The organism is Streptomyces sp. NPDC048606 (assembly GCF_040650855.1).
GTDB lineage: Bacteria > Actinomycetota > Actinomycetes > Streptomycetales > Streptomycetaceae > Streptomyces.
Genome location: NZ_JBEZIB010000023.1, coordinates 116,009 through 138,072, shown reverse-complemented (window position 1 = coordinate 138,072; position 22,064 = coordinate 116,009). Strand labels below are relative to the sequence as shown.

Genomic DNA, 22,064 nt, shown 5'->3' with positions numbered 1-22,064 from the left:
GAGGGTCTTCTTCGAAGCGGCGATGCGGCGGATGACGGCGTTGGACACGGAGGGACCTTCCGAAGGGGACAAGGACGGTCGCGGGCATGCCGAGGACATGCGTGAACCACTCACGCCAGGGAGAGGGGAACGTCGGAAGCGGGGAAAACGACCCCGCCGCCTTGCGACCCATCCAGTTCTACCGACCCCCCGACCCGCCGGCAACGACCCCCACTACTACCCCACCCCCACACACCAGGCCCGGCGACCCCACCCCCACCGGAGGGTCGTTCCCGCAGGTGGGGGGCGGTTGTCGGGCCGACGTAAGGGACCTTCAGGGCCTACGATCCCGCCTCGTATGTGACGTGGGTCCTGTGGGGCGGGTCACCGGCCACGCCCCCGGATCTCACCGAACGTCACCACCCGTACCCCCCTCCCGGGGGGCTCGCGCGGGCAGTCAGAGGGTGTGGTCGGGCCAGGGGACCTCGGTGGCGACCGGGGCGGCGTAGTCGACGCCGGGCACGGAGAAGCCGTAGAGGCGTCGGACCTCGGCGCGGAACCAGTCGAGGTCGGCCAGGTCGGCGATGGTCGCGGTGGTGGCGCTCTCCCAGCGTTCGGCGACGGCCGCCTGGACCTCGTCGGTCAGCTCGAAGGTGTCCAGCCGGACGCGGCCCTCGTCGTCCAGGGCGAGCGGAGCGGCGCCGGTGAGCTGGTCCCACAGCGCGGCGAGCTGGTGGATCGGCGGGACGAGGCCTTCCCCGAGGACCCCGCGCAGCAGGCCGGTGTAGAGGGCGATGCCGGGGATCGCGGTGGAGGACTGGGTGACGGCGGCACCGTTGACGGAGGTCACCGCCCGGCCGCCCACCGTCTTGGCGAGCCGCTCGTCCAGGGTGCGGGCGGTGTCCTCCAGGTGGGCCTTGGCCGCGCCGATGGTGCCCTGCCGGTAGATCGCCGACGTCAGCGAGGAACCGATGTAGGAGAGGGCCGCGGTGGCGAAACCGTCGGCGAGCAGTCCGCGCCCGGCGAGGTGGTCGATCCAGCGCTCCCAGTCCGCGCCGCCCATCACGGCCACCGTCTGCTCGACGTCGTCGCCCTCGGCCGGCGCGGTCTCGACCTCGCGGACCTCTCCGTGGCCCTCGTCGTCGAAGACGAGGGTCTTGGTGCGGTCGGCCCGGCCGATCGGCTTGAGGACCGAGGCGTAGGTGGTCCCGGTGTCGGGGTCGGTGCGGCGGGGCGCGGCCACGGAATAGATCAGGTGGTCCAACCGGCCGCCGAAGCGCTGCTCCAGGAGGTCCGCGACCTGGTCCTTCATCGCGTCGGAGAAGGCGTCGCCGTTGAGGAAGACCAGGTCGCGTCCGGCGGCGCGGGCGAGGTCGGCGGTGGCGGCGGTGCGGTACCAGCCGGCCGTGGCCGTACGCCGCGCGGTGGGGGCCTTCTCGAAGGACACGCAGATGCCGCGGATGCCGGCGCGCTTGAGTCCGGCGAGCGTGGCCGCGAGCCCGTACCCGGCGGAGGACCCGATCACCAGCGCCACCGGTCCGTCGCCCTGCGGCTCGGTCCCGGGGGTGGGGCACGCCTCCCACATGTCCGCCACCAGCCGCTCGCACCCGGCGGGGTGGGAGTCGAGGAAGAGGAAGCCCCGGTTGCGGGGAGTGAGAACGCGCTCGTTCACGATGGCAGTCCTTGGGTCGCCGGTGCGGGTGGGCGCGGCCGACGGGCCGCCGCGCCCTGCAAGTCTGCGCCGGCCCGCTCGCGGGGCGTTGCCCCGGTGGCGACAACGATCACGAATCGATCTTGGAGTGTTCCGCCGGTGACGGCGGCGGCCCGGTCGCGGTGTCGCCCCGGGTCCCGACCTCACGCTCGCCCGCTCGGGACCCCCGTACCCGGGCGGGTCGAGGTGAGGTGGATGCGTTCCGGCCGGCCGGGGCGAGGGGGCCGCGGGAACGGTCCCCACGCTAAGGCCGCGCGCGCCCCCGCGCCGGGGACCGGACGCGCCGGCCAGGGGACCGTACGCGCCGGCGCGGGATCTCCCGTGCCGAGAGGGGGACTTCACGCGCCGACGTCCGCCGATGATCTTGTCTTTCGCGCTGATCTATGCTCGACGCTTGTGGTCTCGCATGCGCACCCGGGGACGACGTCCTCCGCCCTCACCCGTCTGAACGTCAACGCCGCGCGTCTCTTCGGCATACCCCCGACCGAGTACGCGCACCTGCTGGGCGTGGCGCCCGAGCACCTCGACGACGACCTGTTCCGGACCCCCACGGTCACGAGCATCCGCATCACGGAACTGATGTCGGCCCGGGCCCCATGGCCCGAGGTGGCCGCGGCGCTCGCCCGGCAGGCGACCATCGGCAGCCTCGGGGTCTGGGACTACCTCATCACCTCCGCGGGGACGCCGCTCGAAGGGATCCGGGACGCCTCGACGTACCTGGCCGCCATCATCGACGTCGGGACCGACAGCCTGCGGATCTCCGAGGACGGCGAACAGATCACCATCAGCCACCTCAACGAAGCCGACGTGACGATCGACGCCGCCTGCGCCATCCGCGCCTGCGCGCTCGCCATCTACCAGCGGCGCCTGGGCGAGGCCGCCCGGCGTCCCCTCGTCCCCGTCCGCGTCACCCTCGCGGCCAGGACCCCGCGCCGGCACGACGCCCTGGTCAGGCTCTACGGCACGCGCGCCATCGAGTTCGAGGCCCCGCACAGCTCCGTCACCTTCCTCGCCGCCGACCTGACGGCCCCCGCGCCGCACGCCCAACCCGGTCTGTCCGCCGTGCTGCGAAGACACGCCGAACAGTCCCTCGCCGCCGCGATCCCCCTGTACGACTGGCTCGACCTCTTCCGCAGCGCCCTCGCCTCCGTCCACGAGGAGACCGCCCCCACCCTGGCCGTGGTGGCCCGGCGGATGAGCCTCAGCACGCGCACCCTCCAACGACGGCTCGACGAGCACGACACCACCTGGAGCGCCGAGGTCGACACCGTGCGCCGCACGCACATCACCCGGCTCCTGCACCACACCGACCTCGGCATCGACGCGATCGCCGCCCGCAGCGGCTACGCCGACGCCCGCGCCCTGCGCCGGGCGGTCCGCCGCTGGTACGGGAGCACCCCGGCCTCCCTGCGCCGGGACGGCCGTGAGGATGCCCGGCGGTAGCGCACCCGGTCGGCGGCGCGCGGACCGCCGGGCGTGGCTGCCCCGTGCCGGGGCCCGCCCGTGACGACACTGGGGCATGACAGGTCACAGAGCGGAGGAAGACCCCGGGAAGGATCCGCCCCGGGGCCCGGCGCGCACCGCGCGGGAGCACGTCGACTACACCGGTGCGGTGTACGGCTCGCTCCTCGCGGCGTCGGTCGTGGTCGGGGCCGGTTCGCTGGGCCGGTTCCCCCGGCTGGAACTCGTGGTGCTGCTGTTCGCCACCGGGGTGGTGTTCTGGGCCGCGCACGTCCTCGCCCGTCTCTTCGGCGAGCGGATCGCCATGGTGCCCCTGACCGGTCGGGAGGTCCGGCACGTCTGCGGCGCCGAGTGGCCCATCGTCAAGGCGGCCCTGCCCCCGGCGGCCGCGGTCGCCGTCAGCCCCCTGCTGGGGCTGGACACCGCGGGGGCGGTGTGGCTGGCGCTCTGCGTGGCGGTCGCGGGTCAGGTCGGGTGGGGGGCGTACGCCGCGCACCGGGCGGGCGCGACGCGCCGTACGGTCGTGGCGGCCGCGGCCGTGAACCTGGTGCTGGGCCTGATCATCGTGGCCCTGAAGGTCGCGTTGAAGCACTGAGACGCCGGGCGGCGGGGCACCGGCCTCGGCTCCACCGCCCCATGGGCCCCACGGCTCACGGCTTCGGGCAGAGCTGTCGGTACGCCTCGTCGTAGGCGACGTCGTAGCCCACCCGGTAGCCGTTCTGGTAGGCGATGATCAGCGCGTCGGGCTTGGCGGGCGGAACCAGGTTCGCGTGTTCGCGGGTGCAGGTCAGTCGGGCGTCCTCGCGCCCCCAGGTCGCGCCCGCCGCCTGGCCCGCCTCCGCCATCGTCTGCGGTGTCTGCGCGGGCGGCGGCTGCTTCTGCGCCGGGGGAAGCTGCGGCAGGTCGCAGTTCCTGTCGTAGGTGTGCTTGAAGGCCTGGTCGTAGCCGTCCTTGTAGCCCTGCCGCTTGCCCTGTTCGTACGGCGTCGGATCGAGCGGTGCCAGCGGGGGCGGGAGCCTGTGGCAGCTCAGGCCGTTCTCGTAGCCGGCGGCCACGCCCAGCCTGAAGCCCTCGCGGCAGCCCAGGTGGTACGGGTCCGCGGGCTGGCTCAGGAGGTGGCAGACGGCGGGGAGGGCGGGCGCCGACCGGGCGGCCGCGGCGGTCGGGCCGATCCCGAGCAGGGCGGCGACCGGCAGCGCGACGAAGGCCGCGCGACGTGCTGTGCCGTGAGGGGTCATGGCGATCCGCCAGGGTGTCTCGACAGCGGTTTGCGACGGCGTCTTCCTCCTCCATGGTCGTCCCGCGGGTGCGGGGGTGTCGACCGGAACTCCACCCCCCGCCGCGCCCGTGATCTTGCCGCCAACGCTCCCACCTGCGGGAACCGCGCCGGAAGATGCGGGTCGGTGGGGCGCGGCGGAGAATCGGCGGGTGTGGGGAGACACGGGACGGGGACGGGGGGAACCGGCGGCGGCGTCGCCGCGTCCGCCGCTCTCTCGGCGAACAGGAAGGTAGACCCATGGTTTCCGGATCCGGCCGAATACGGCGCAGGTGCACCGTGGCGTGCGCGTCCTCATTGCTGGTCTTCGCCGGCGCCGTCGGCGCCGGGGCGGCGGTCGCCGCGGCCCCCGCGGCCGCTGTGGGCACCCGTGCGGTGGTACCGCTCCAGGCCGACCCCAACAAGGTCCTCGAACTGGTCAACCAGGCCCGTACCGCGGCCGGTTGCCAACCGCTGACGGTCGATCCCGCGCTGACCGCGGCGGCGCAGGAGTACGCCAACGACACGACCACCGACCACCGCGGCTCGGACGGCTCGACCGTGCCGGACCGGCTGAAGAAGGCCGGTGCGACGTTCACCGCCTCCGCCGAGAACATCGCCTGGGGTTCGGGCGACGAGAAGGTGCACGTCGACGGTTGGCTGGCGAGCAGCGGCCACGCGGGCAACATCAAGAACTGTGACTTCACCAAGACCGGCGTCGGGGTCGCGGGCGACCGCATCGTGCAGGTCTTCACCAACTGATCGGGACCGGGAGCGGTGGGCCCGGACACCGGTGGAAGGCGGCGCCCTCGGGCGTCGGCCGCCGGTGTCCGGGCTCCCGCGCGTCGTGGCGGCGCCGCGCACGGGTTTCGCGGCGGGCGGGAGGGCGGCCGGGCGGGCGGAGGTGTGCACGCGGCGGGAGCGGGCAGGCGCGTGACCGCAAGCGGTTCACCCCGATCGACGGACGAACAGGAGACGCCCCCATGTCCCGCTCCGAGCAGGCCCAGGCCCCCGCCCCGCACACCGTGCCCGGCATGAACCGGCAGGACGCCGAGCGGGTGTCGGAGATCCTCCAGGCCCGGCTGCACGCCCTCAACGACCTGGCCCTGACCCTCAAGCACGTCCATTGGAACGTGGTCGGTCCGCACTTCATCGCCGTCCACGAGATGCTGGACCCCCAGGTGGACGCGGTGCGCGAGATGACCGACACCATGGCCGAACGCATGGCGACCCTGGGCGGCGTGCCCGTCGGCACGCCCGGCGCGATCGTCGCCGAGCGGACCTGGGACGACTACGAGGTGGGCCGCGCGGACGCGGTCGCCCACCTCGGCGCCCTCGACCTCGTGTACAGCGGGGTGATCGAGGACCACCGGGCCGCCATGAAGGAGACCGACGACCTCGACCTGGTCACGCAGGACATGCTCATCGGGCAGTTGGCCCGACTGGAACAGTTCCAGTGGTTCGTGCGTGCCCACCTGGAGAGCGGCGGCGGACGGCTCAGCACCGCCGGGGCCCACACCCTGGCCGAGGCCGCCGATCAGGCCGCCCGGGCCGCCGGCGCCCGGAGTTGAGGCGTACGCCGCCTGGGCGCACGCCGCCTGGGCGCACGCCGCCTGGGCGCACGCCGCCGCGCGCGCGTCAGCACCAGCGGGTGTGTCGGCAGGGGCTCCAACCCCCACCGCCCGAGCCACCCGAGGACCCTCCGGAGCCGCCGTCCCCGCCGGGGAACCCGTCCGGGAACGCCCTGGTGCGGTCGCGGTCACCGGGGTAGGGGTCGCGGTAGTCGGGGTCGCCGTCACCGTCGCGGTCCGGCAGGCTCGCGGCGGTGCCGGTGCCTCGGTCCCCTTCCGGGCAGCCGTTCTCCTCGGCGGTCAGGCTCAGTCGTACCCGGTCGTCGGGCTTCACCGGCGCGTCCACGGCCGGTTCGTGGACGCACACCCGCCAGTCCTCGTACTCGCCCCGGGCGGGCAGGGTGTCGTTGGCGTACGCCGCGCGCGCCTCGATCCGTTCGGGGCGCACGCCGAGGGCGACGACGTCCGCGTGGGCGGTGCGCCAGGTCTTCCACACGAGGTCGGGCATCCTCGGCCACGGGATGGGCTCGCCGTCCGTCTTGGGGCAGGGAGAGCCGTTCGGTACGACGCCGAACTCCGCGGTCGCCCTGGCCCCCTCCCGGCCCGTCTCCTGGAAGCACACCGTCCACCGCGAACGGCCGCGCACGAAGCCGTCCTTCTCCGAGGCGTCGTGCTCCCGGACCAGGTAACCGGCCGCTCGGGCCCGGTCGAAGGCGGTCTCCAGGGACTGGCCGCGGAAGTCGGCGAGCGGCAGGGCGGTGGGGGTCGGCGTGGGCCTGCCGGCGGCCCTCGCGCCGAAGGGGGTCGGCGTGGCGCTCGCGGTCCGCGGGGCGGGAGCCGCCTCGGCCGTGTTCTCCTTCGGGGAGTCCGGCACGACGGCGCCCAGCAGGGACATGGCGGCCACCGTGGTGAGGAACCGCGCGGTCCGGCTCCAGGTGTCGGCCGCCCACACCACGATGAGCGCGGCAAGCAGCACGACGGCGCCCAGACGGGGCGTCAGGAGGCCGAGTGCGGGCACCGCGGCGACGAGGCCGAACCGGGCGGTGTTCGTACGCCACCAGGCGGTGCGGCGCGCGGTGGCGTCAGGGGTCTCCGGCTCCGAATCCGGCCTCGGCTGCGGCTGCGGCTGCTCGGACGGGGAGGGGGACGGGGACGGTACCCGGCGGGGCTGCGGGCCAGGCATGACGGCCCCTTTCGTGTTCGCACAGTTGAGCGGGGGTATCGTAGCCGCCCCTCCTCGCCCGCCACGCTCCGCCCGCCACGCCCGACGCCGGCTACGCTGGAAGGGCGGCGCGGTGCGAGGAGATCGAGCGGATCGAGGAGGCGGCCGTGAAGGAGCGTGTCCACCGGCGTTTCCACCTCGACCAGGACGGCCACTCGATCACCGTGATGTGGGCCCCGGCTCCCGGGCGTACCGAGGTGCTGGTCGACGGCAGGGTCGTGGCCTCCGTCCGGACCGCGCCCCACGCGGTGACCGAGCTGCGCGGCCAGGTGACCGACGGCGCCGACGGCCGGCCCTTCACCGTCCGCGTCGGACGCCCCGACGTCGCCGGCGGCGAACCCCTGTGTTCCCTGGACCGCGCGGGCCGGCCGTACCTCATGCCGGTCGTCCCGCTCACCCCGGACGAGGCCAGGTCCCCCGAGCCCACTCCCCCGCCCCGCACTCCGGCGGAACTCCTCGCCCGGTGGCGGGCGCACCGTCGCCGCCGCGCGGGCTGACGTACGGCCCCGGCCACCGCGGCCGCTCCTCGCGCCCCTACGCCGCGTGCCTGCCCCCGGAGCGCCGGCCGCGGCCCGGTGCGCGGCCCGGACGCGCCGTGGAGGGGTTCGGGTTCGGTACCGCGTGGAGGTGGCGCGGGCGCGGCTCCGCGGGCTCTCGGGCGGGGTGGCCGGCGTGCGGGCCCGCGCCGTCGGGACGACCCAGCAGGGTCTCCTCGTAGCGTCCGAGAGCCAGTACGGCGACCAGCATGAACGGGGGCAGGAGCAGGGCGGCGAAAAGCATCGGGGTCCCTTCGGCGGACGTGCGCTGCGTGACGCGCCTGCCCACCGTCGCCCTCCTCGAACGTCGGACGGCGATCGGACGGCGATCGGACGACGGTCTTCGCGGAGCGAACCGGGGCCTGATCACGCGATCCCTGGGCAGACGCCCGGCGAAGGGGAGAACGAAGGAGCTCCGCATGCCCGCGATCCACGCCCTGATCGACCGTTCCCGGGGCGCCCTGGCCGCCTTCAGGGCGCGCGGCGCACAGGCCCGGGCCCGCAAGGACGCCGTCTACGAGGTCGAAGCCGAGCAGCTGCGGGCGCGACGGGCGCCGCGCGCCCGGACGGGCGACCCGGCCCTGGCCGTGCCGTGGGGGGTGCGGGTCGCGGCGGAGCTGGGCTGGCGGTTCCTGGTCCTCGCCGCCACCGTCTGGGTCCTGATGCGGGTGATCGGCGCCGTCCGGCTCGTCGTCCTCGCGTTCGTCGTCGCCCTGCTGGTCACCGCGCTGCTCCAGCCGACGGTCGCGCGGCTCCACCACCGGGGGCTGCCGCGGGCCGTCGCGACGGTGGTCACGGCGCTGTGCGGGTTCGTCGTCCTCGGCCTGGTCGGATGGTTCGTCGTCTGGCAGGTGCTCGACAACCTCGACAGTCTCTCGGGACGCCTTCAAGAGGGCCTGGAGGAACTGAAACGTTGGCTCGTGAACAGTCCGCTGCACGTGAGCGAGCAGCAGATCAACGACGTCGCCTCCGGTCTGAGCGATGCGATCGGCACCAACACCAGCGAGATCACCTCGACCGGTCTGCGCGGGGTGACGGTCCTCGTGGAGGTCATCACCGGGGCCCTGCTCGCGATGTTCTCCACGCTCTTCCTGCTGTACGACGGCAGGCGCGTCTGGCAGTGGACGCTGGGGCTGCTCCCCGCCCCGGCCCGCCCCGCCGTGGCGGACGCCGGTCCTCCGGCCTGGCGGACGCTGACCGCCTACGTACGCGGGACGATGATCGTGGCCATGATCGACGCCGTGTTCATCGGCGTGGGCATCTACTTCCTCGGAGTGCCCCTGGCCGTGCCCATCGCCGTGGTGATCTTCGTGGCCTCGTTCGTGCCCCTGATCGGCGCGATCGCGTCCGGCGCGCTCGCCGTGATCGTCGCCCTGGTCACCGAGGGCGTGTTCACCGCGTTGATGGCCCTGATGGTGGTGCTCGTCGTGCAGCAGATCGAGGGCCACGTGCTCCAGCCGTTCATCCTCGGACGTGCCGTGCGGATCCATCCGCTGGCGGTGGTCCTGGTCGTGTCCGCCGGAGGGCTGATCGCGGGGATCGGCGGCGCGGTCGTCGCCGTCCCGCTGACCGCCGTCGTCCACACGGTCGTCTCGCATCTCCGGGCCCACGGGGGCGAAGGGACCGACGGGGACGACGGGAACGGTGGGACCGACGGGGACGGTGGGGACGACGGGCCGCAGGGGCCCCGGTCCCGGCCGCCGGACGACGTCTTGACCGATCGACCTGCGGCAACGTAGCTTCGGGCGGACCGAACCCTGAGCCGATGGAAGGAGGCGACGTCGGATGTCCACCCTCTCCGAACTGCGTCGCCCCGCCCATCAGATCGCCTGGGCTCCGGGTCTCGTCGCCCACGGCTGCTGACCAGCCTCCCACCGGTGTGCCCGATCGCGGGCCCCGGCTTCTTTCGATTTCCGACACCGCCCGCGGCACGCCCGTACGTGCCGATCCGCGCCGCGGTTCCCCGCGCCGCCGCGCCACGAAATGGAAAGCCCGACATGCTTCTCAGGACAATCGGTCTCAGGACCACCTGTTCGACCGCGCACCGGAACGAGGGTGCCCGATGGTGACACCCCGCATCACGGTCAACGGGAACGACACCCCGATCGCACCGGCCGCGCCCCACACCACGATGCTGGACCTGCTGCGCGAACGCGGCCTCACCGGCACCAAGGAGGGCTGCGCCGAAGGAGAGTGCGGAGCCTGCTCGATCCTGGTGGCCCGTCCCGGCGTGAACAAGCCCACCGACTGGGTGGCCGTCAACGCCTGCCTGATCCCGGCCGCGTCGCTCGACGGCCAGGAGGTCATCACCTCCGAGGGCCTCGCCACCCCCGGCGAGCCGGGCACGCCCGCCACCCTGCACCCGGTGCAGGAGGAGATGGCGGTCCGCGGCGGCTCCCAATGCGGTTACTGCACGCCGGGGTTCATCTGCAGCATGGCCTCCGAGTACTACCGGCCCGACCGCTGCGCGCACGCCGCCGATGCCGCCGACGCGGATGCCGGTGCCGACGCGGACGCGGACGCGGACGCGGACGCGGCCGCGGAGCACGGTCCGAACGGCTTCGACCTGCACGCGCTGAGCGGGAACCTGTGCCGCTGCACCGGCTACCGCCCCATCCGCGACGCCGCGTTCGCCGTCGGCGCTCCCGCCGAGGACGACCCGCTGGCGCGCCGTCGCGAGCAGGCGCCGCCCGAGCCGGCCGCCACGGCGTACACGCAGGACGAGCGGACGTTCCTGCGGCCGGGCACCCTGACCGAGGCCCTGCGCCTGTTGCGCGAGCGGCCCGACACCGTGGTGGTCGCGGGCAGCACCGACTGGGGCGTCGAGGTGAACATCCGCTCCCGGCGCGCCGATCACGTGATCGCCGTCGATCGACTGCCCGAACTGCGGGAACTGCGCGTCGGATCCGACCACGTCGAGATCGGCGCGGCCCTGACCCTCACCGAGATCGAACGCCGCCTCGACGGCGCCGTCCCGCTGTTGGCCGACCTGTTCCCGCAGTTCGCGTCACGGCTGATCCGCAACGGTGCGACCCTCGGCGGCAACCTGGGGACCGGCTCCCCCATCGGCGACAGCCCGCCGGTCCTGCTGGCGCTGGAGGCGACGCTGACCCTCGCCGACGCCGACGGCGAGCGTCAGGTCCCGTTGGCCGACTACTTCACCGGGTACCGGCAGAGCGTGCGCCGCCGCGACGAGCTGATCCGCTCCGTGCGCGTCCCGCTGCCCCTGTCGCCGGTCACCGCCTTCCACAAGATCGCCAAGCGGCGTTTCGACGACATCTCCAGCGTGGCCATCGCGTTCGCGCTCGACATCGAGGACGGGATCGTCCGCAAGGCCCGCATCGGCCTGGGCGGGGTGGCGGCCACGCCGATCCGCGCCCTGGAGACCGAGGCGGCCCTGGAGGGCGAGGCCTGGACGGCGTCGACCGTCGAGGCCGCCGCCCGGGCGCTGCGCGCCGAGGGCACGCCGATGGACGATCACCGCGCCAGCGCCGGCTACCGCTCCGCGATGCTCGGCCAGAGCCTGCTCAAGCTGTACGCACAAACCACCGAGGCGGTGTCGTCGTGAGCCATCTGTCCGAACGCCCCGAGAAGCCCGTCGTCGGCCTCTCCCTGCCGCACGAGAGCGCCGGCCTGCACGTCACCGGCGCCGCGCTCTACACCGACGACCTGATCCACCGCGCCAAGGACGTCCTGCACGCCTACCCGGTGCAGGTCATGAAGGCCCACGGCCGGATCACCGCGCTGCACACCGGGCCGGCCCTCGCCGTGCCCGGTGTGGTCCGCGTGTTGACCGGTGCCGACGTACCCGGTGTCAACGACGCCGGGATGAAGCACGACGAGCCGCTCTTCCCCGACCACGTCATGTTCCACGGCCACGCGGTGGCCTGGGTGTTGGGCGAGACCCTGGAGGCGGCGCGGCTGGGCGCGGCGGCCGTCGAGGTCGAACTCGACGAACTGCCCTCCCTGGTCACGCTCCAGGACGCGATCGCGGCGGAGAGCTTCCACGGCGCCCGGCCCGTGATGGTGACCGGTGACGTCGAGGACGGCTTCGCCGAGTCCGCGCACGTGTTCACCGGCGAGTTCCTCTTCTCCGACCAGGAGCACTTCTACCTGGAGACGCACGCGGCGCTGGCGCACGTCGACGAGGGCGGGCAGATGTTCGTCCAGAGCAGCACCCAGCACCCCTCGGAGACGCAGGAGATCGTCGCCCACGTGTTGGGCCTGCACAGTCACGAGGTGACGGTGCAGTGCCTGCGGATGGGTGGCGGCTTCGGCGGCAAGGAGATGCAGCCGCACGGGTTCGCGGCCGTCGCCGCGCTCGGCGCCCTTCTGACGGGCCGCCCGGTGCGCGTACGTCTCAACCGCACCCAGGACCTCACCATGTCCGGCAAGCGGCACGGCTTCCACGCCCGGTGGAAGATCGGGTTCGACGCCGACGGCCGCATCCAGGCCCTGGAGGCCACCCTGACCGCCGACGGCGGCTGGAGCCTGGACCTGTCCGAGCCGGTGGTCGCCCGCGCCCTGTGTCACATCGACAACACCTACTGGATCCCCAACGCGCACGTCACGGGCCGGATCGCGAAGACCAACAAGGTCTCCAACACCGCCTTCCGGGGCTTCGGCGGACCGCAGGGCATGCTGGTCATCGAGGACATCATGGGGCGGTGCGCGCCGCTGCTCGGCCTCGACCCGATGGAGCTGCGGGAGCGAAACTTCTACCGGGCCGGCCAGTCGACACCGTACGGGCAGCCGGTCGCGCACCCCGAGCGGATCTCCGCCGTCTGGCGCGAGGTGCGGGAGAACGGGGAACTGGCCGCTCGCGAGCGCGAGATCGCGGCCTTCAACTCCGCGCACGCGCACACCAAGCGGGCCCTCGCGCTGACGGGCATCAAGTTCGGGATCTCGTTCAACCTCACCGCCTTCAACCAGGCCGGTGCCCTCGTGCTGATCTACAAGGACGGTTCCGTCCTGATCAACCACGGCGGTACCGAGATGGGCCAGGGGCTGCACACGAAGATGCTCCAGGTGGCCGCGACCACCCTGGGCATCCCGATGCACAAGGTGCGGTTGGCCCCGACGCGCACCGACAAGGTGCCGAACACCTCCGCCACCGCCGCCAGCGCCGGGGCGGACCTCAACGGCGCGGCCGTGAAGAACGCCTGCGAGCAACTGCGCGAGCGGCTGCTCGGGGTGGCCGGCACCCGCCTGGGCGCGAACGCCTCGGACGTGCGCATCGTCGAGGGCGTCGCGCGCGCCCTGGGCGGCGACGAGGAGCTGGCCTGGGACGACCTGGTGCGCACCGCCTACTTCCAGCGGGTCCAGTTGTCGGCGGCCGGTTTCTACCGGACGGAGGGGCTGCACTGGGACGCCAAGGGCTTCCGGGGCTCGCCGTTCAAGTACTTCTCCTACGGGGCCGCCGCGGCCGAGGTCGAGGTCGACGGCTTCACGGGCGCTTACCGCATCCGCCGGGTGGACATCGTCCACGATGTCGGCGACAGCCTGTCCCCGATGATCGACATCGGCCAGGTGGAGGGCGGATTCGTGCAGGGTGCGGGGTGGTTGACGTTGGAGGACATGCGGTGGGACACCGGTGACGGGCCGAACCGGGGCCGGTTGCTGACCCAGGCCGCGAGCACCTACAAGCTGCCGAGCTTCTCGGAGATGCCCGGGGAGTTCAACGTCACGCTGTTGGAGAACGCCACCGAGGAGGGCGCGGTCTACGGTTCCAAGGCGGTGGGTGAGCCCCCGCTGATGCTGGCGTTCTCGGTCCGGGAGGCGTTGCGGCAGGCCGCCGCGGCCTTCGGGCCGGCCGGGGTGAGCGTGGAGCTCGCCTCCCCGGCGACGCCGGAGGCGGTGTACTGGGCGATCGAGGCGGCCCGTGCGGACGGGGTGCCCGCCGCATCGGGCGGGGTCGCCGTCGACATCGGCGTACCGATCCATGCCTGACATGGGCTGGGTCGCCGCGGTCGCGCGGTTGCGGGCACGCCGGGAACCCGGCGTGCTCGTGACCGTCGCGTCCGTGCGCGGCCACGCGCCCCGCGCGGCCGGTGCCAAACTCGTGGTGGGTCGGACCGAGACCTGGGGTTCGATCGGCGGCGGCAACATCGAGGCCGTGGCGATCGATCGGGCCCGTCAGTTGAACGGCGCTCCCGATCCGGAGCCGGAGCTGATGGAGTTCGCGCTCAACGACAAGGTCGTCGGCCCGCACGGGGTGCAGTGCTGCGGTGGTGCGGTCAGCGTGTTCCTCGAACCGCTGCCGGTGGTGCAGGCGGTGGCGCTCTTCGGGGTCGGGCACGTCGGGCTGGAGCTGGCGCGCATCCTGGCCCGCCACGACCTCGACCTGCACCTGATCGACACCCGCCCCGACATGCTGACGCCCGAACGGCTCGGCGTGCTCGGGGACTCGGTGGCGCAGGTGCACGTGCACCACACCCCGCTGCTGCCGGAGGAGGTGCTCGCGGAGCTGCCGCCCGGCACGCACGTGCTGATCATGACGCACGATCACGCCGAGGACGCCGCGTTGTGCGACGCCGCGCTGCGCACCTCCGGTCTCGGGTCGATCGGGTTGATCGGCTCGGCCGCGAAATGGGCGCGGTTCCGCATGCGCCTGGCGACGGAGGGCGGTCACGACGCCGCGACCATCGACCGGATCAAGACCCCGATCGGCATCCTCGGGATCAACGGCAAGGAGCCCGCGACGATCGCGGTGAGCGTCGCGGCGGACCTGCTGCGGACCTTCGAGCGCGACGACCGCGCGTCGGTGCCGCTCACGGTCGAGGAGCCGCACGCGGTCGAAGAACCGCTCGCGGCCGAGGAGCCGCGGAGGCCCGAGGAACCCCGCGTGGTCGAGGAACCGCGGGTGCCGGCCGGCGCGGGACTGACCGGCGGCCCTCGGTAGCCGGTGCGGACGCCCCCGGCCGGCGGGATCCGCCCCGTCGGAGGGGGCCGGCCCGGTGCCCTATCCTTATTGCGAGTCTTTGGCAATAAAGAAGTGTGGGCAAGAAGAGGGGTGCCGTGGTGGGCGGTCCGGTGGTGCTCGGGATCGAGTCCTCGTGTGACGAGACGGGCGCGGGCATCGTGCGGGACGGCGAGCTCCTCGCGCACGTGGTGGCGTCGAGCATGGACGAGCACGCCCGCTTCGGCGGCGTCGTGCCCGAGATCGCCGCCCGCGCCCACCTGCACGCCTTCAACCCCGTGGTCAGGCGCGCCCTGGACCAGGCGGGCCTGCGGATGAGTCAGATCGACGCGGTCGCCGTCACCACCGGACCGGGCCTGTCGGGCGCGCTCCAGGTGGGCCTGGCCGGGGCGAAGACCCTGGCCTACGCGGCCGGGGTGCCGCTGTACGGCGTGCACCACCTGGCCGGGCACGTGGCCGCCGACACCCTGGACCACGGTCCGCTGCCCGACCCCTGCGTGGTGCTGATCGTCTCCGGCGGCCACACCTCGCTGCTCCTGGTCCGCGACCTGGTCCGCGACCCGATCGTCCACCTGGGCGACACCCTCGACGACGCGGCGGGCGAGTGCTTCGACAAGGTCGCCCGGATCCTGGGGCTGCCGTATCCGGGCGGTCCCGCCATCGACCGGGCCGCCCGCGACGGGGACCCGAAGGCCGTGGTGTTCCCGCGTCCGCTCACCCGGCCGGGTGACGATCCGTACGCCTTCTCCTTCTCCGGCCTGAAGACGGCCGCCGCGCGCTGGGCCGAGCGGCACCGGTTGCGGGGCGAGGAGCCGCCCGTGGCCGACGGGGCCGCGGCGCTCCAGGAGGCGGTGGCCGACGTGCTGACCCGCAAGGCCGTCGCCGCCTGCCGCGACCACGACGTGAAGACGCTGGTCGTGGTCGGCGGCGTGGCGGCGAACTCTCGGGTGCGGGCCCTTGCGGAGCGGCGGTGCGCCTCCGCCGGCATCGAGTTGCGGGTGCCCGCGATGACCCTGTGCACGGACAACGGTGCCATGATCGCGGCCGTCGGCGACCTGTTGGTTCGCTCCGGGGCGGAGCCGGCGCCGCTGAACGTGTCCATCGACCCGTCCGCACCCCTGGAGTACGCCTCGCTGACCCCGCTCCCCGCCGCGCGGGCCGCCGGGTAGGGCGCGGGGACCGGCCCGGCTTCCGGACCGGCCTACGGCGGCGTCAGGAGGCCGGAGGCGGTCGACGGCCGGCGGCGGGCGCCCCGGTCGTGTTCCGCCGACAGGAAGTCCCGGAACACCCGTGCGGAACGCGGGTTTTCGGTGCACTGCCACACACCGTGCGGGCAGTAGTCGGTGATGCTGTGGTAGAGCGGCCGGTGTTCGGCGATCCAGGTCAACATGGCACGCATGTAGGCGGGGTTGTCGCCGCCCCGGAACAGTCCCCACTCGGGGTACGAGATCCGCTTGCCGTGCGCCCTCGCGAACTCGACCTGCTGCCGCAGTCCGTAGGGTTGGCTGACCTGCTCCTCGAAGGTCTCGCCGGGCGGTTGGTCGTAGGAGTCCATGCCCACGATGTCGACCACGTCGTCGCCGGGGTAGCACCTGGTCCAGGCGATCGCGTCCGCGCCGCGGTTGGGGGCGAAGTCGAAGCGGAAGCGCTGCCCCTCCACCGCGCGCATGGCGGCCACGACGCGCCGCCAGTACGTCTTCCAGCCCTCGGGGTCGGGGCGGCACCGGTGGGTGTAGTCGAAACCGTTCATCTCCCAGCCGAGCACGATCACCGTGTCCGGGACCCCGAGGGCGACCAGGCGTTCGGCCAGCCTGCGGAAGTGGTGGTCGCGCTCGCCCCGCGCGCCCGCGCGGATCAGTTCGGCGACGCGTCCGTCGGACAGGTGGGCCTCGTTGTTCGCCTGCATGGGTACGTTCAGGACGAACAGCCGGTCGGCCCGCGCCGTGCGCCACCGCGCCCAGGTGCGCAGGGAGTCGGGCGCGCCCTCGATGTTCGACCAGGTGTCGCCCGGCAGGTACGTGTGCCCCGCCCGCAGCTCGGTGCCCCTGAGCCAGCGCGAGAGGTCCCGCATCCGCTCGACGCCGGGCGAGCCGTAGTGCAGGTAGGCGCCCACGGCGATCTCGCGTCCGCCACCCCGGTCGGAGAGCTCGCGCGGCGCGGCGGTGAGACCGCCACCGGTGGCGAGGATGCCGGCGGCGAGCGTGCCCGCGCACGCTCCCACCAGTCGACGGCGTCGTCGGGACATGGTGTCTCCACACTTCGCGAATCGATGTCTGCGCCAGCGACGTTAGGCACCTCTCGCGAGGTCCGGCCTGTCGGGGGTCGCGGGGCTGGGCCGTTCGCGGCAGTGGGGCGCCGTCGGTTGGCCCGACCGGGTGAGGGTCCGCGCCGCCGTCACGCCCTCGCCCCGGCCGGCGGGCACCCGGTCGGAGGGGCCCGGGCGGAGGGGGCGGGGTCAGAGCGGGCCCAGCCGCCTGCGCAGGAGGCAGAACTCGTTGCCCTCCGGGTCGGCCAGGACGTGCCAGGCCTCGGAGCCGGTCTGGCCGATGTCGGCGCGCCGGGCGCCGAGGGCGAGGAGCCGCTCCAGCTCGGCGTCCTGGTCGCGGTCCGTCGGGTTGACGTCGAGGTGCAGGCGCAGCTTCGGGGGCCGCGGGTCGGTGCCGGGGAGGAACACGAGGGTGGGCTGCGGGCCACCGAACCCGGCGTCGGGCGGCCCGATCTCGATGCTCCCGTCGTCCTCCCGGCCGAGTTCGACCCAGCCGAGGACCTCGCTCCAGAAGGCGGCGAGTCCCTCCGGATCGACGCAGTCGAGGACCAGTTCACTGATGCGGCATGCCATGCCCCTGAAGCTACCCCGGGAGCGCGCGCCCACCCTCGGTGACCGGCCGTGGCGGACGGTTCGCGCGCCGGCCGCCGGTCGGGGGTGGGAGGCGTCCGGTCGGCGGGCGGGCCGGACCGCTCGGGCGGGGCGAGTTGGGGTCATTGTCCGGCTCGTCCCTGAGTCGATCCTGCGGGCTTCCTTAAGGGAACCTGAGGAACCCCCTCCACGGCGTTCTTCGCCCTGGTCACGTGCCTAGGCTCGGTCGCATCCCCTCCCCCTCTCCAGTGAGGTGTAACCGGTATGAGCCGCAGTCGAACCCCCGCGAACCCGTCCCGCGTCGAGGCGCGTCGCAAGAAGACGGCGCGCACGCGCATCGTGCTGTCCGTCACCGCGGCCGCAGCGGCCGTGGCGGTGGGCGTCGCGGTGGCGGACTCGGACGGCGGCTCCCGCACGGAGCAGCGCAACACCGAGGCGGCGCCCGGCACGGGAGCGCCTACGCCGACCCCGGACCCCGCGGACGTGACCCCGACCGGCAGCCCCGACGCCTCGGCCTCGGCGTCGGCGAGCGCCAGTCCCTCCGGCTCGCCCTCCACCGCGGCCTCGCAGTCGGCCGCCGCCGGCGACGGCGCCCCGCAGACGAACGGCGCACCGGCCACCTCGGGTGCGGGCGGGGCGGGCGACCCCGCGCGCGGCTCCTCCCCCACGAAGGCGGGCGGCTCGGGTGGTTCCGGCGGATCGGGCACCTCCGGCGGATCGGGCGGATCGGGCGGATCGACGGGATCCGGCGGCTCCAAGGGGACCGGGGGCACGGGCACGGGCACCTCGGGCGGCAGCGGCTCCGGCGGGTCGGGCACCGTCGACGCGAGCACCGAGTCCGCGGTGCTCGCGCTGGTGAACAAGGAGCGGGCGACGGCCGGGTGCGGCCCCCTGACGGCCAACGCGAAGCTGAGCGCCGCCGCGCGGGCGTACAGCGACACCATGGCCCGCAGCGGGGTCATGTCGCACACCGGGCCCGACGGATCCACCATGACCAGCCGGGTGGAGGCCGCCGGCTACAAGTGGTCGCGCCTGGGCGAGAACATAGCCCGCGGGCAGAGCGACGCCGACGCGGTGATGAAGGCCTGGATGAACAGCTCCGGCCACCGGGCCAACATCCTCAACTGCGAGTTCCGCGAGATCGGCATCGGCGTCCACAAGGGCGACGGCGGCCCCTGGTGGACGCAGAACTTCGGCACCGGCAAGTAGCCGCCGGCCACGCCCCCTCGAACCGGGCCGCCCCACCTCCGGAGCGCGTCGCCTCCGGAGCGGCCCCGGTACGTCCCCCGACCCCCTGCCGGGTCCGGGGGACGTCGGCGTTCGCCGGAGGCCCGCGACGAGCGGGCGCACACGGACGCGGGCACGTGCCCACGCGGGTGCACGGAGGGGTCGATACCGCTTCCGGGGGTGCCGGTGACGGCGCCCGCCGGCCATCCGCCACTATGGGGCCGTGCCCCGAACTCCGCGCTACCTGCTCATATGGCTCTCGTGCACGGCCGCCAGCGTGACCGCCGTGCTCGCCACGGTCCAGTTCGTGGTCGGCTCGACCCGGCACTCGCCGCCGGTCGCGCGCTCCGCGCCGGTGGTCATCGACACTCCCCCCGCCTGGCAGGCGGGCAGTCCGCCGCCGGAGGGCGCCTCCGCGAGCCCGAGCGCCTCCCCGAGCCCCTCGCCCTCCGCGACGCAGTCGCCGTCCGCGTCCGCCTCCCCCACGCCCTCCCCCGCCAGGACCCCGTCGGGCGGCCCCGCGCGCACGGCCACGCCGAAGTCCGCCGTCGACTGCGAGAAGGGCGGGGCGGGCCTGCACACCGTGCCGTCCCGGGGCGGCAAGGTCACGGTCCGGTACGGGAGTCGGGGCGTGTGCCTGATCTCCGCGGTCCCGGGGCTCGGTTTCAAGGCGACCACCTCGCAGACCTCCGACGACACGCTCACGGTCACGTTCTCCGGTGACGACCACCGCTCGGTGGTCACGGCCACGATCACCCCGTCGGCCAAGGCGAGCGTCCGCGAAACCTCCTTCTGAACGGTTCGCCGGGTTCGGGCCGCTGTGTACGGCCGTGAGCCGGGTTCCGCCGAAGTGGAAGGTGAGCGGTTCCTTAGGGCAACCTCAAGATCGGGCCGAGGCGGTTCCGCGGGCCCCCGGCGGTCCTATGCTCGCGTCAGCCGAGCGGGAGTCGGCACCGGGACGCTTCAACGCCCGGTGGACCGTCGACCCCGGCTTTCACCGATCGGGGGCGCGCCACGCCCGCCCCCGCGTCCCGACCTTGCCCAGGGGTGTCCTCGTCATGAGTTCTCGCATGCTCCGATCCGTCCGCGCCGCGGGCCGTACGCCGTCCGACCGCCCCGCCGGCGCGTTCGGCAGGAGGCTGCCGCTGGTCGCCGCCGCCGTGGTCGTGGCCGGGATGACGGCCGCCTGCGGCCCCTCCTCCGAGCCCGCCGGATCGGCCGCTCCGGCCGGCGCCCGGCCGTCCCCGTCGGCGTCGGCGTCGGCCTCGCCGGAGACCTCCGCGACCCCGTCGACGCTGCCGTCCGCTTCCGTTTCGGCTTCGGCCTCGGCTTCGGCGTCCGCGTCCGGGCCCGCCTCCGGCGCCGCGTCGCCCAGTGCCTCCCGTACCGCCAAGGGCACCGGTTCGGGGTCCGGGTCCGGTTCCGGTTCCTCCGGGTCCGGTGGCGGCGGGACGGGGACCAAGCCGGCCCCGACGACGGCCTCGCCCGGGCGGGCCCACGTCCCCGGTCCCGGCTACGACGCCTCGGCCGACGCGCGGGCGCAGATCGACGCGGCGCTGCGGGCCGCCAAGTCCGACGGGCGGATGGTGCTGCTCGACTTCGGGGCGAACTGGTGCGGCAACTGCAAGGCCGCCGACAAGGTGTTCGCGCAGGCGCAGACCTCGGCGATCCTCGGGGACTCGTACCACCTCGTGAAGGTCGACATCGGCGGGGACAGCTCCGCCAACTCCGCGCTCCTGCGCAAGTACAGCCCCTCGGGCGGGACGTACACGATGCCCGTCCTGGTGGTGGTCTCGCCGTCGGGCGTGACGCGCACCGACACCCACGTCACGGGCAACCCGTCCCTGACGGCGGAGGGCATCAACGCCTTCCTGCGCAAGTGGGCTCCGTGAGACGAGGGGTGCGGGGGCGGGTCGTCGTCGCCGCGGGCGCCGGCCTCGCGGTGGCGGCGGGCCTGTTCCTGACCGGCGTCGGGACGGACCGCGACGGCGGTGCTCCGGCCGGTCGTGGGGGCGGGCTCCGCGCGGCGGCCGACGCCGAGGTCCTCGCCGTCGGCGCCCGCGCGGCCGCGCCCGCGTTGGCGGGGGCCGACCTGGACGGGAACCCGGTGTCGCTCGAAGCCCTCCGCGGCGAGGTCGTCGTCCTCAACGTCTGGGGCTCCTGGTGCGCGCCCTGCCGTGCGGAGGCCGACGACCTCGGCCGGCTCAGCGGACAGACCCGGGGCCAGGGGGTGCGCTTCCTCGGGATCAACACCCGGGACCGGGACCGGAGCGCCGCACGGTCCTTCGTACGCGCGCACGGGCTGGACTTCCCCAGTCTGCACGACCCGGACGGCGCACTGCTGCTCCGCTTCCCTCCCGCTCAGCTCAACCCCGCCTCGATCCCCTCGACTCTGGTGATCGACCGCGCCGGCCGCGTCGCCGTCGCCATCGGCGGCTCCGTCACCGACGGGCAACTGCGGCCCCTGATCGCCCGGGTGGTGGCCGAACGATGACGTTCGCGCTCGGGTACCTGGCATCCGGCCCGGACACCGTTTCCTCCCTCGTCAACGGAACGGTCCTGGTGGCGGCTCCGGTCGCCTTCCTCGCGGGGCTCGTCTCCTTCCTCTCGCCGTGCGTGCTGCCCCTCGTGCCCGGCTACCTCAGCTACGTGACCACCCTGTCGGTGGCCGACCTCACGGACGCGCGCGGCGCGCGGCGCGGGCGCATGGTGACGGGCGCCCTCCTGTTCGTCCTGGGGTTCACGGCCGTCCTCGTCTCGGGCGGCGCCCTGTTCGGCCACTTCGGCCGGACCCTGGCGGAGCACCAGGAGACGGTCACGCGGGTGCTCGGGGGACTCACCGTGCTGATGGGTCTGGCCTTCATGGGCTTCCTCCCCGGCTTCGCCCAGCGGGAGTTGCGCAGTCACCGGCGGCCCGCGCTCGGCCTCGCCGGCGCCCCCGTGCTCGGGGCGGTCTTCGCCGTCGGCTGGACCCCGTGCGTCGGTCCGACGCTGGCGGCCGTCCAGGCCCTCGCCTGGACGGAGGCGAGCGCGGCGCGCGGAGCCCTGCTGATGGCCGTGTACAGCCTCGGGCTGGGGCTGCCGTTCGTGCTGGCCGCACTCGCCTTCCGGCGCGCCCTGGGCGCGTTCGGCGTGGTCAAACGGCACTACCCGTGGGTGCTGCGCATCGGCGGCGGGCTGCTCGTGCTGGTCGGCGTACTGCTGGCCACGGGGGTGTGGAACGACCTCGTCTACCGCGCGCAGGTGTGGAGCGCGAACTTCACCACGGCCGTATAGGCCGTCCCCCTCTCCCCGCCCACCCCACACATCGACCTCGTCCCCCGACC

At 74.0% G+C, this 22,064-nt stretch carries 22 protein-coding genes; 15 read left to right on the top strand and 7 right to left on the bottom strand.

Going from position 1 to position 22,064, the window contains the following annotated elements:
• Positions 1-436: 436 nt before the first annotated feature.
• Positions 437-1,651, bottom strand: a complete 1,215-nt coding sequence (fabV, locus tag AB0D01_RS24555; RefSeq protein WP_363058675.1) for an enoyl-[acyl-carrier-protein] reductase FabV — start codon at positions 1,649-1,651, stop codon at positions 437-439.
• Positions 1,652-2,086: 435 nt separating this feature from the next.
• Here fabV and AB0D01_RS24550 point away from each other — a divergent pair, with 435 nt between their 5' ends.
• Positions 2,087-3,133: a helix-turn-helix domain-containing protein gene (locus AB0D01_RS24550; protein ID WP_363058673.1), complete on the top strand. Its 1,047-nt coding sequence runs from the start codon at positions 2,087-2,089 to the stop codon at positions 3,131-3,133.
• Positions 3,134-3,209: 76 nt separating this feature from the next.
• Complete coding sequence (locus tag AB0D01_RS24545; protein ID WP_363058671.1) at positions 3,210-3,746, top strand: hypothetical protein; 537 nt, start codon at positions 3,210-3,212, stop codon at positions 3,744-3,746.
• A gap of 55 nt (positions 3,747-3,801) precedes the next feature.
• On the opposite strand, the gene AB0D01_RS24540 is transcribed toward AB0D01_RS24545, so the two are convergent.
• Complete coding sequence (locus AB0D01_RS24540) at positions 3,802-4,389, bottom strand: hypothetical protein (protein ID WP_363058669.1); 588 nt, start codon at positions 4,387-4,389, stop codon at positions 3,802-3,804.
• A 278-nt stretch (positions 4,390-4,667) separates the two neighbouring features.
• Between AB0D01_RS24540 and AB0D01_RS24535 the strand changes: the two genes are divergently transcribed.
• Both AB0D01_RS24535 and AB0D01_RS24530 read left to right on the top strand, forming a co-directional pair.
• Positions 4,668-5,168, top strand: coding sequence for a CAP domain-containing protein (locus AB0D01_RS24535; RefSeq protein ID WP_363058667.1), 501 nt, complete (start codon positions 4,668-4,670; stop codon positions 5,166-5,168).
• Positions 5,169-5,389: 221 nt separating this feature from the next.
• Positions 5,390-5,977 carry a DNA starvation/stationary phase protection protein gene (locus tag AB0D01_RS24530; RefSeq protein WP_363058665.1) on the top strand — a complete coding sequence of 196 codons (588 nt, stop codon included), beginning with the start codon at positions 5,390-5,392 and terminating at the stop codon, positions 5,975-5,977.
• 67 nt (positions 5,978-6,044) lie between these two features.
• Here AB0D01_RS24530 and AB0D01_RS24525 read toward each other — a convergent pair whose 3' ends face one another.
• Positions 6,045-7,160, bottom strand: a complete 1,116-nt coding sequence (locus AB0D01_RS24525; protein ID WP_363058663.1) for a hypothetical protein — start codon at positions 7,158-7,160, stop codon at positions 6,045-6,047.
• Between the two features lie 146 nt (positions 7,161-7,306).
• Here AB0D01_RS24525 and AB0D01_RS24520 point away from each other — a divergent pair, with 146 nt between their 5' ends.
• Positions 7,307-7,696, top strand: coding sequence for a hypothetical protein (locus tag AB0D01_RS24520; protein WP_363058661.1), 390 nt, complete (start codon positions 7,307-7,309; stop codon positions 7,694-7,696).
• 37 nt (positions 7,697-7,733) lie between these two features.
• On the opposite strand, the gene AB0D01_RS24515 is transcribed toward AB0D01_RS24520, so the two are convergent.
• Entirely contained in the window at positions 7,734-7,979 is a 246-nt protein-coding gene (locus tag AB0D01_RS24515) for a hypothetical protein (protein ID WP_363058660.1), read from the bottom strand.
• A 175-nt stretch (positions 7,980-8,154) separates the two neighbouring features.
• On the opposite strand from AB0D01_RS24515, the gene AB0D01_RS24510 reads away from it, so the two are divergent.
• From AB0D01_RS24510 to tsaD, 5 genes are all read left to right on the top strand, one after another.
• Positions 8,155-9,474, top strand: a complete 1,320-nt coding sequence (locus tag AB0D01_RS24510) for an AI-2E family transporter (protein WP_363058658.1) — start codon at positions 8,155-8,157, stop codon at positions 9,472-9,474.
• A gap of 323 nt (positions 9,475-9,797) precedes the next feature.
• Entirely contained in the window at positions 9,798-11,303 is a 1,506-nt protein-coding gene (locus AB0D01_RS24505; RefSeq protein ID WP_363058656.1) for an FAD binding domain-containing protein, read from the top strand.
• A complete protein-coding gene (gene xdhB / locus AB0D01_RS24500; RefSeq protein WP_363058654.1) occupies positions 11,300-13,684 on the top strand; it encodes a xanthine dehydrogenase molybdopterin binding subunit in 2,385 nt (794 codons plus the stop codon). The genes AB0D01_RS24505 and xdhB overlap by 4 nt, the downstream gene beginning before the upstream one ends.
• Position 13,685: 1 nt before the next feature.
• The gene (gene xdhC / locus AB0D01_RS24495) at positions 13,686-14,636 is read left to right on the top strand and encodes a xanthine dehydrogenase accessory protein XdhC (RefSeq protein ID WP_363058699.1); all 951 of its coding nucleotides are present in this window, start codon (positions 13,686-13,688) and stop codon (positions 14,634-14,636) included.
• A 131-nt stretch (positions 14,637-14,767) separates the two neighbouring features.
• Entirely contained in the window at positions 14,768-15,823 is a 1,056-nt protein-coding gene (tsaD, locus tag AB0D01_RS24490) for a tRNA (adenosine(37)-N6)-threonylcarbamoyltransferase complex transferase subunit TsaD (protein WP_363058697.1), read from the top strand.
• 32 nt (positions 15,824-15,855) lie between these two features.
• On the opposite strand, the gene AB0D01_RS24485 is transcribed toward tsaD, so the two are convergent.
• Together AB0D01_RS24485 and AB0D01_RS24480 are read right to left on the bottom strand one after the other, a co-directional pair.
• Entirely contained in the window at positions 15,856-16,899 is a 1,044-nt protein-coding gene (locus AB0D01_RS24485; protein WP_363058652.1) for a glycosyl hydrolase, read from the bottom strand.
• Between the two features lie 210 nt (positions 16,900-17,109).
• Positions 17,110-17,493, bottom strand: coding sequence for a VOC family protein (locus AB0D01_RS24480; protein ID WP_363058650.1), 384 nt, complete (start codon positions 17,491-17,493; stop codon positions 17,110-17,112).
• Positions 17,494-17,775: 282 nt separating this feature from the next.
• Between AB0D01_RS24480 and AB0D01_RS24475 the strand changes: the two genes are divergently transcribed.
• Complete coding sequence (locus AB0D01_RS24475) at positions 17,776-18,720, top strand: CAP domain-containing protein (protein WP_363058648.1); 945 nt, start codon at positions 17,776-17,778, stop codon at positions 18,718-18,720.
• Positions 18,721-18,978: 258 nt separating this feature from the next.
• On the opposite strand, the gene AB0D01_RS24470 is transcribed toward AB0D01_RS24475, so the two are convergent.
• The gene (locus AB0D01_RS24470; RefSeq protein WP_363058646.1) at positions 18,979-19,347 is read right to left on the bottom strand and encodes a hypothetical protein; all 369 of its coding nucleotides are present in this window, start codon (positions 19,345-19,347) and stop codon (positions 18,979-18,981) included.
• 22 nt (positions 19,348-19,369) lie between these two features.
• On the opposite strand from AB0D01_RS24470, the gene AB0D01_RS24465 reads away from it, so the two are divergent.
• The 4 genes from AB0D01_RS24465 (at position 19,370) to AB0D01_RS24450 (ending at position 22,014) form a co-directional block, all read left to right on the top strand.
• Positions 19,370-19,534 (top strand): hypothetical protein, encoded by a 165-nt coding sequence (locus AB0D01_RS24465; protein ID WP_363058644.1) that lies wholly within the window; start codon positions 19,370-19,372, stop codon positions 19,532-19,534.
• A gap of 274 nt (positions 19,535-19,808) precedes the next feature.
• A complete protein-coding gene (locus AB0D01_RS24460) occupies positions 19,809-20,630 on the top strand; it encodes a thioredoxin family protein (protein WP_363058643.1) in 822 nt (273 codons plus the stop codon).
• Positions 20,627-21,232: a TlpA disulfide reductase family protein gene (locus AB0D01_RS24455; RefSeq protein ID WP_363058641.1), complete on the top strand. Its 606-nt coding sequence runs from the start codon at positions 20,627-20,629 to the stop codon at positions 21,230-21,232. The genes AB0D01_RS24460 and AB0D01_RS24455 overlap by 4 nt, the downstream gene beginning before the upstream one ends.
• Positions 21,229-22,014, top strand: a complete 786-nt coding sequence (locus AB0D01_RS24450) for a cytochrome c biogenesis protein CcdA (protein ID WP_363058639.1) — start codon at positions 21,229-21,231, stop codon at positions 22,012-22,014. Before AB0D01_RS24455 ends, AB0D01_RS24450 begins: the two co-directional genes overlap by 4 nt.
• The last annotated feature ends 50 nt before the right edge of the window (positions 22,015-22,064 follow it).

What these genes read in the sequence shown, in the direction of transcription:
- AB0D01_RS24515 (WP_363058660.1), bottom strand. Translation starts at nt 7,979, where the DNA reads ATGCTTTTCGCCGCCCTGCTCCTGCCCCCGTTCATGCTGGTCGCCGTA.
- AB0D01_RS24505 (WP_363058656.1), top strand. Translation starts at nt 9,798, where the DNA reads ATGGTGACACCCCGCATCACGGTCAACGGGAACGACACCCCGATCGCA.
- AB0D01_RS24530 (WP_363058665.1), top strand. Translation starts at nt 5,390, where the DNA reads ATGTCCCGCTCCGAGCAGGCCCAGGCCCCCGCCCCGCACACCGTGCCC.
- AB0D01_RS24460 (WP_363058643.1), top strand. Translation starts at nt 19,809, where the DNA reads ATGCTCCGATCCGTCCGCGCCGCGGGCCGTACGCCGTCCGACCGCCCC.
- AB0D01_RS24480 (WP_363058650.1), bottom strand. Translation starts at nt 17,493, where the DNA reads ATGGCATGCCGCATCAGTGAACTGGTCCTCGACTGCGTCGATCCGGAG.
- AB0D01_RS24475 (WP_363058648.1), top strand. Translation starts at nt 17,776, where the DNA reads ATGAGCCGCAGTCGAACCCCCGCGAACCCGTCCCGCGTCGAGGCGCGT.
- AB0D01_RS24545 (WP_363058671.1), top strand. Translation starts at nt 3,210, where the DNA reads ATGACAGGTCACAGAGCGGAGGAAGACCCCGGGAAGGATCCGCCCCGG.
- AB0D01_RS24510 (WP_363058658.1), top strand. Translation starts at nt 8,155, where the DNA reads ATGCCCGCGATCCACGCCCTGATCGACCGTTCCCGGGGCGCCCTGGCC.
- xdhC (WP_363058699.1), top strand. Translation starts at nt 13,686, where the DNA reads ATGGGCTGGGTCGCCGCGGTCGCGCGGTTGCGGGCACGCCGGGAACCC.
- AB0D01_RS24525 (WP_363058663.1), bottom strand. Translation starts at nt 7,160, where the DNA reads ATGCCTGGCCCGCAGCCCCGCCGGGTACCGTCCCCGTCCCCCTCCCCG.
- AB0D01_RS24535 (WP_363058667.1), top strand. Translation starts at nt 4,668, where the DNA reads ATGGTTTCCGGATCCGGCCGAATACGGCGCAGGTGCACCGTGGCGTGC.
- AB0D01_RS24450 (WP_363058639.1), top strand. Translation starts at nt 21,229, where the DNA reads ATGACGTTCGCGCTCGGGTACCTGGCATCCGGCCCGGACACCGTTTCC.
- AB0D01_RS24485 (WP_363058652.1), bottom strand. Translation starts at nt 16,899, where the DNA reads ATGTCCCGACGACGCCGTCGACTGGTGGGAGCGTGCGCGGGCACGCTC.
- AB0D01_RS24540 (WP_363058669.1), bottom strand. Translation starts at nt 4,389, where the DNA reads ATGACCCCTCACGGCACAGCACGTCGCGCGGCCTTCGTCGCGCTGCCG.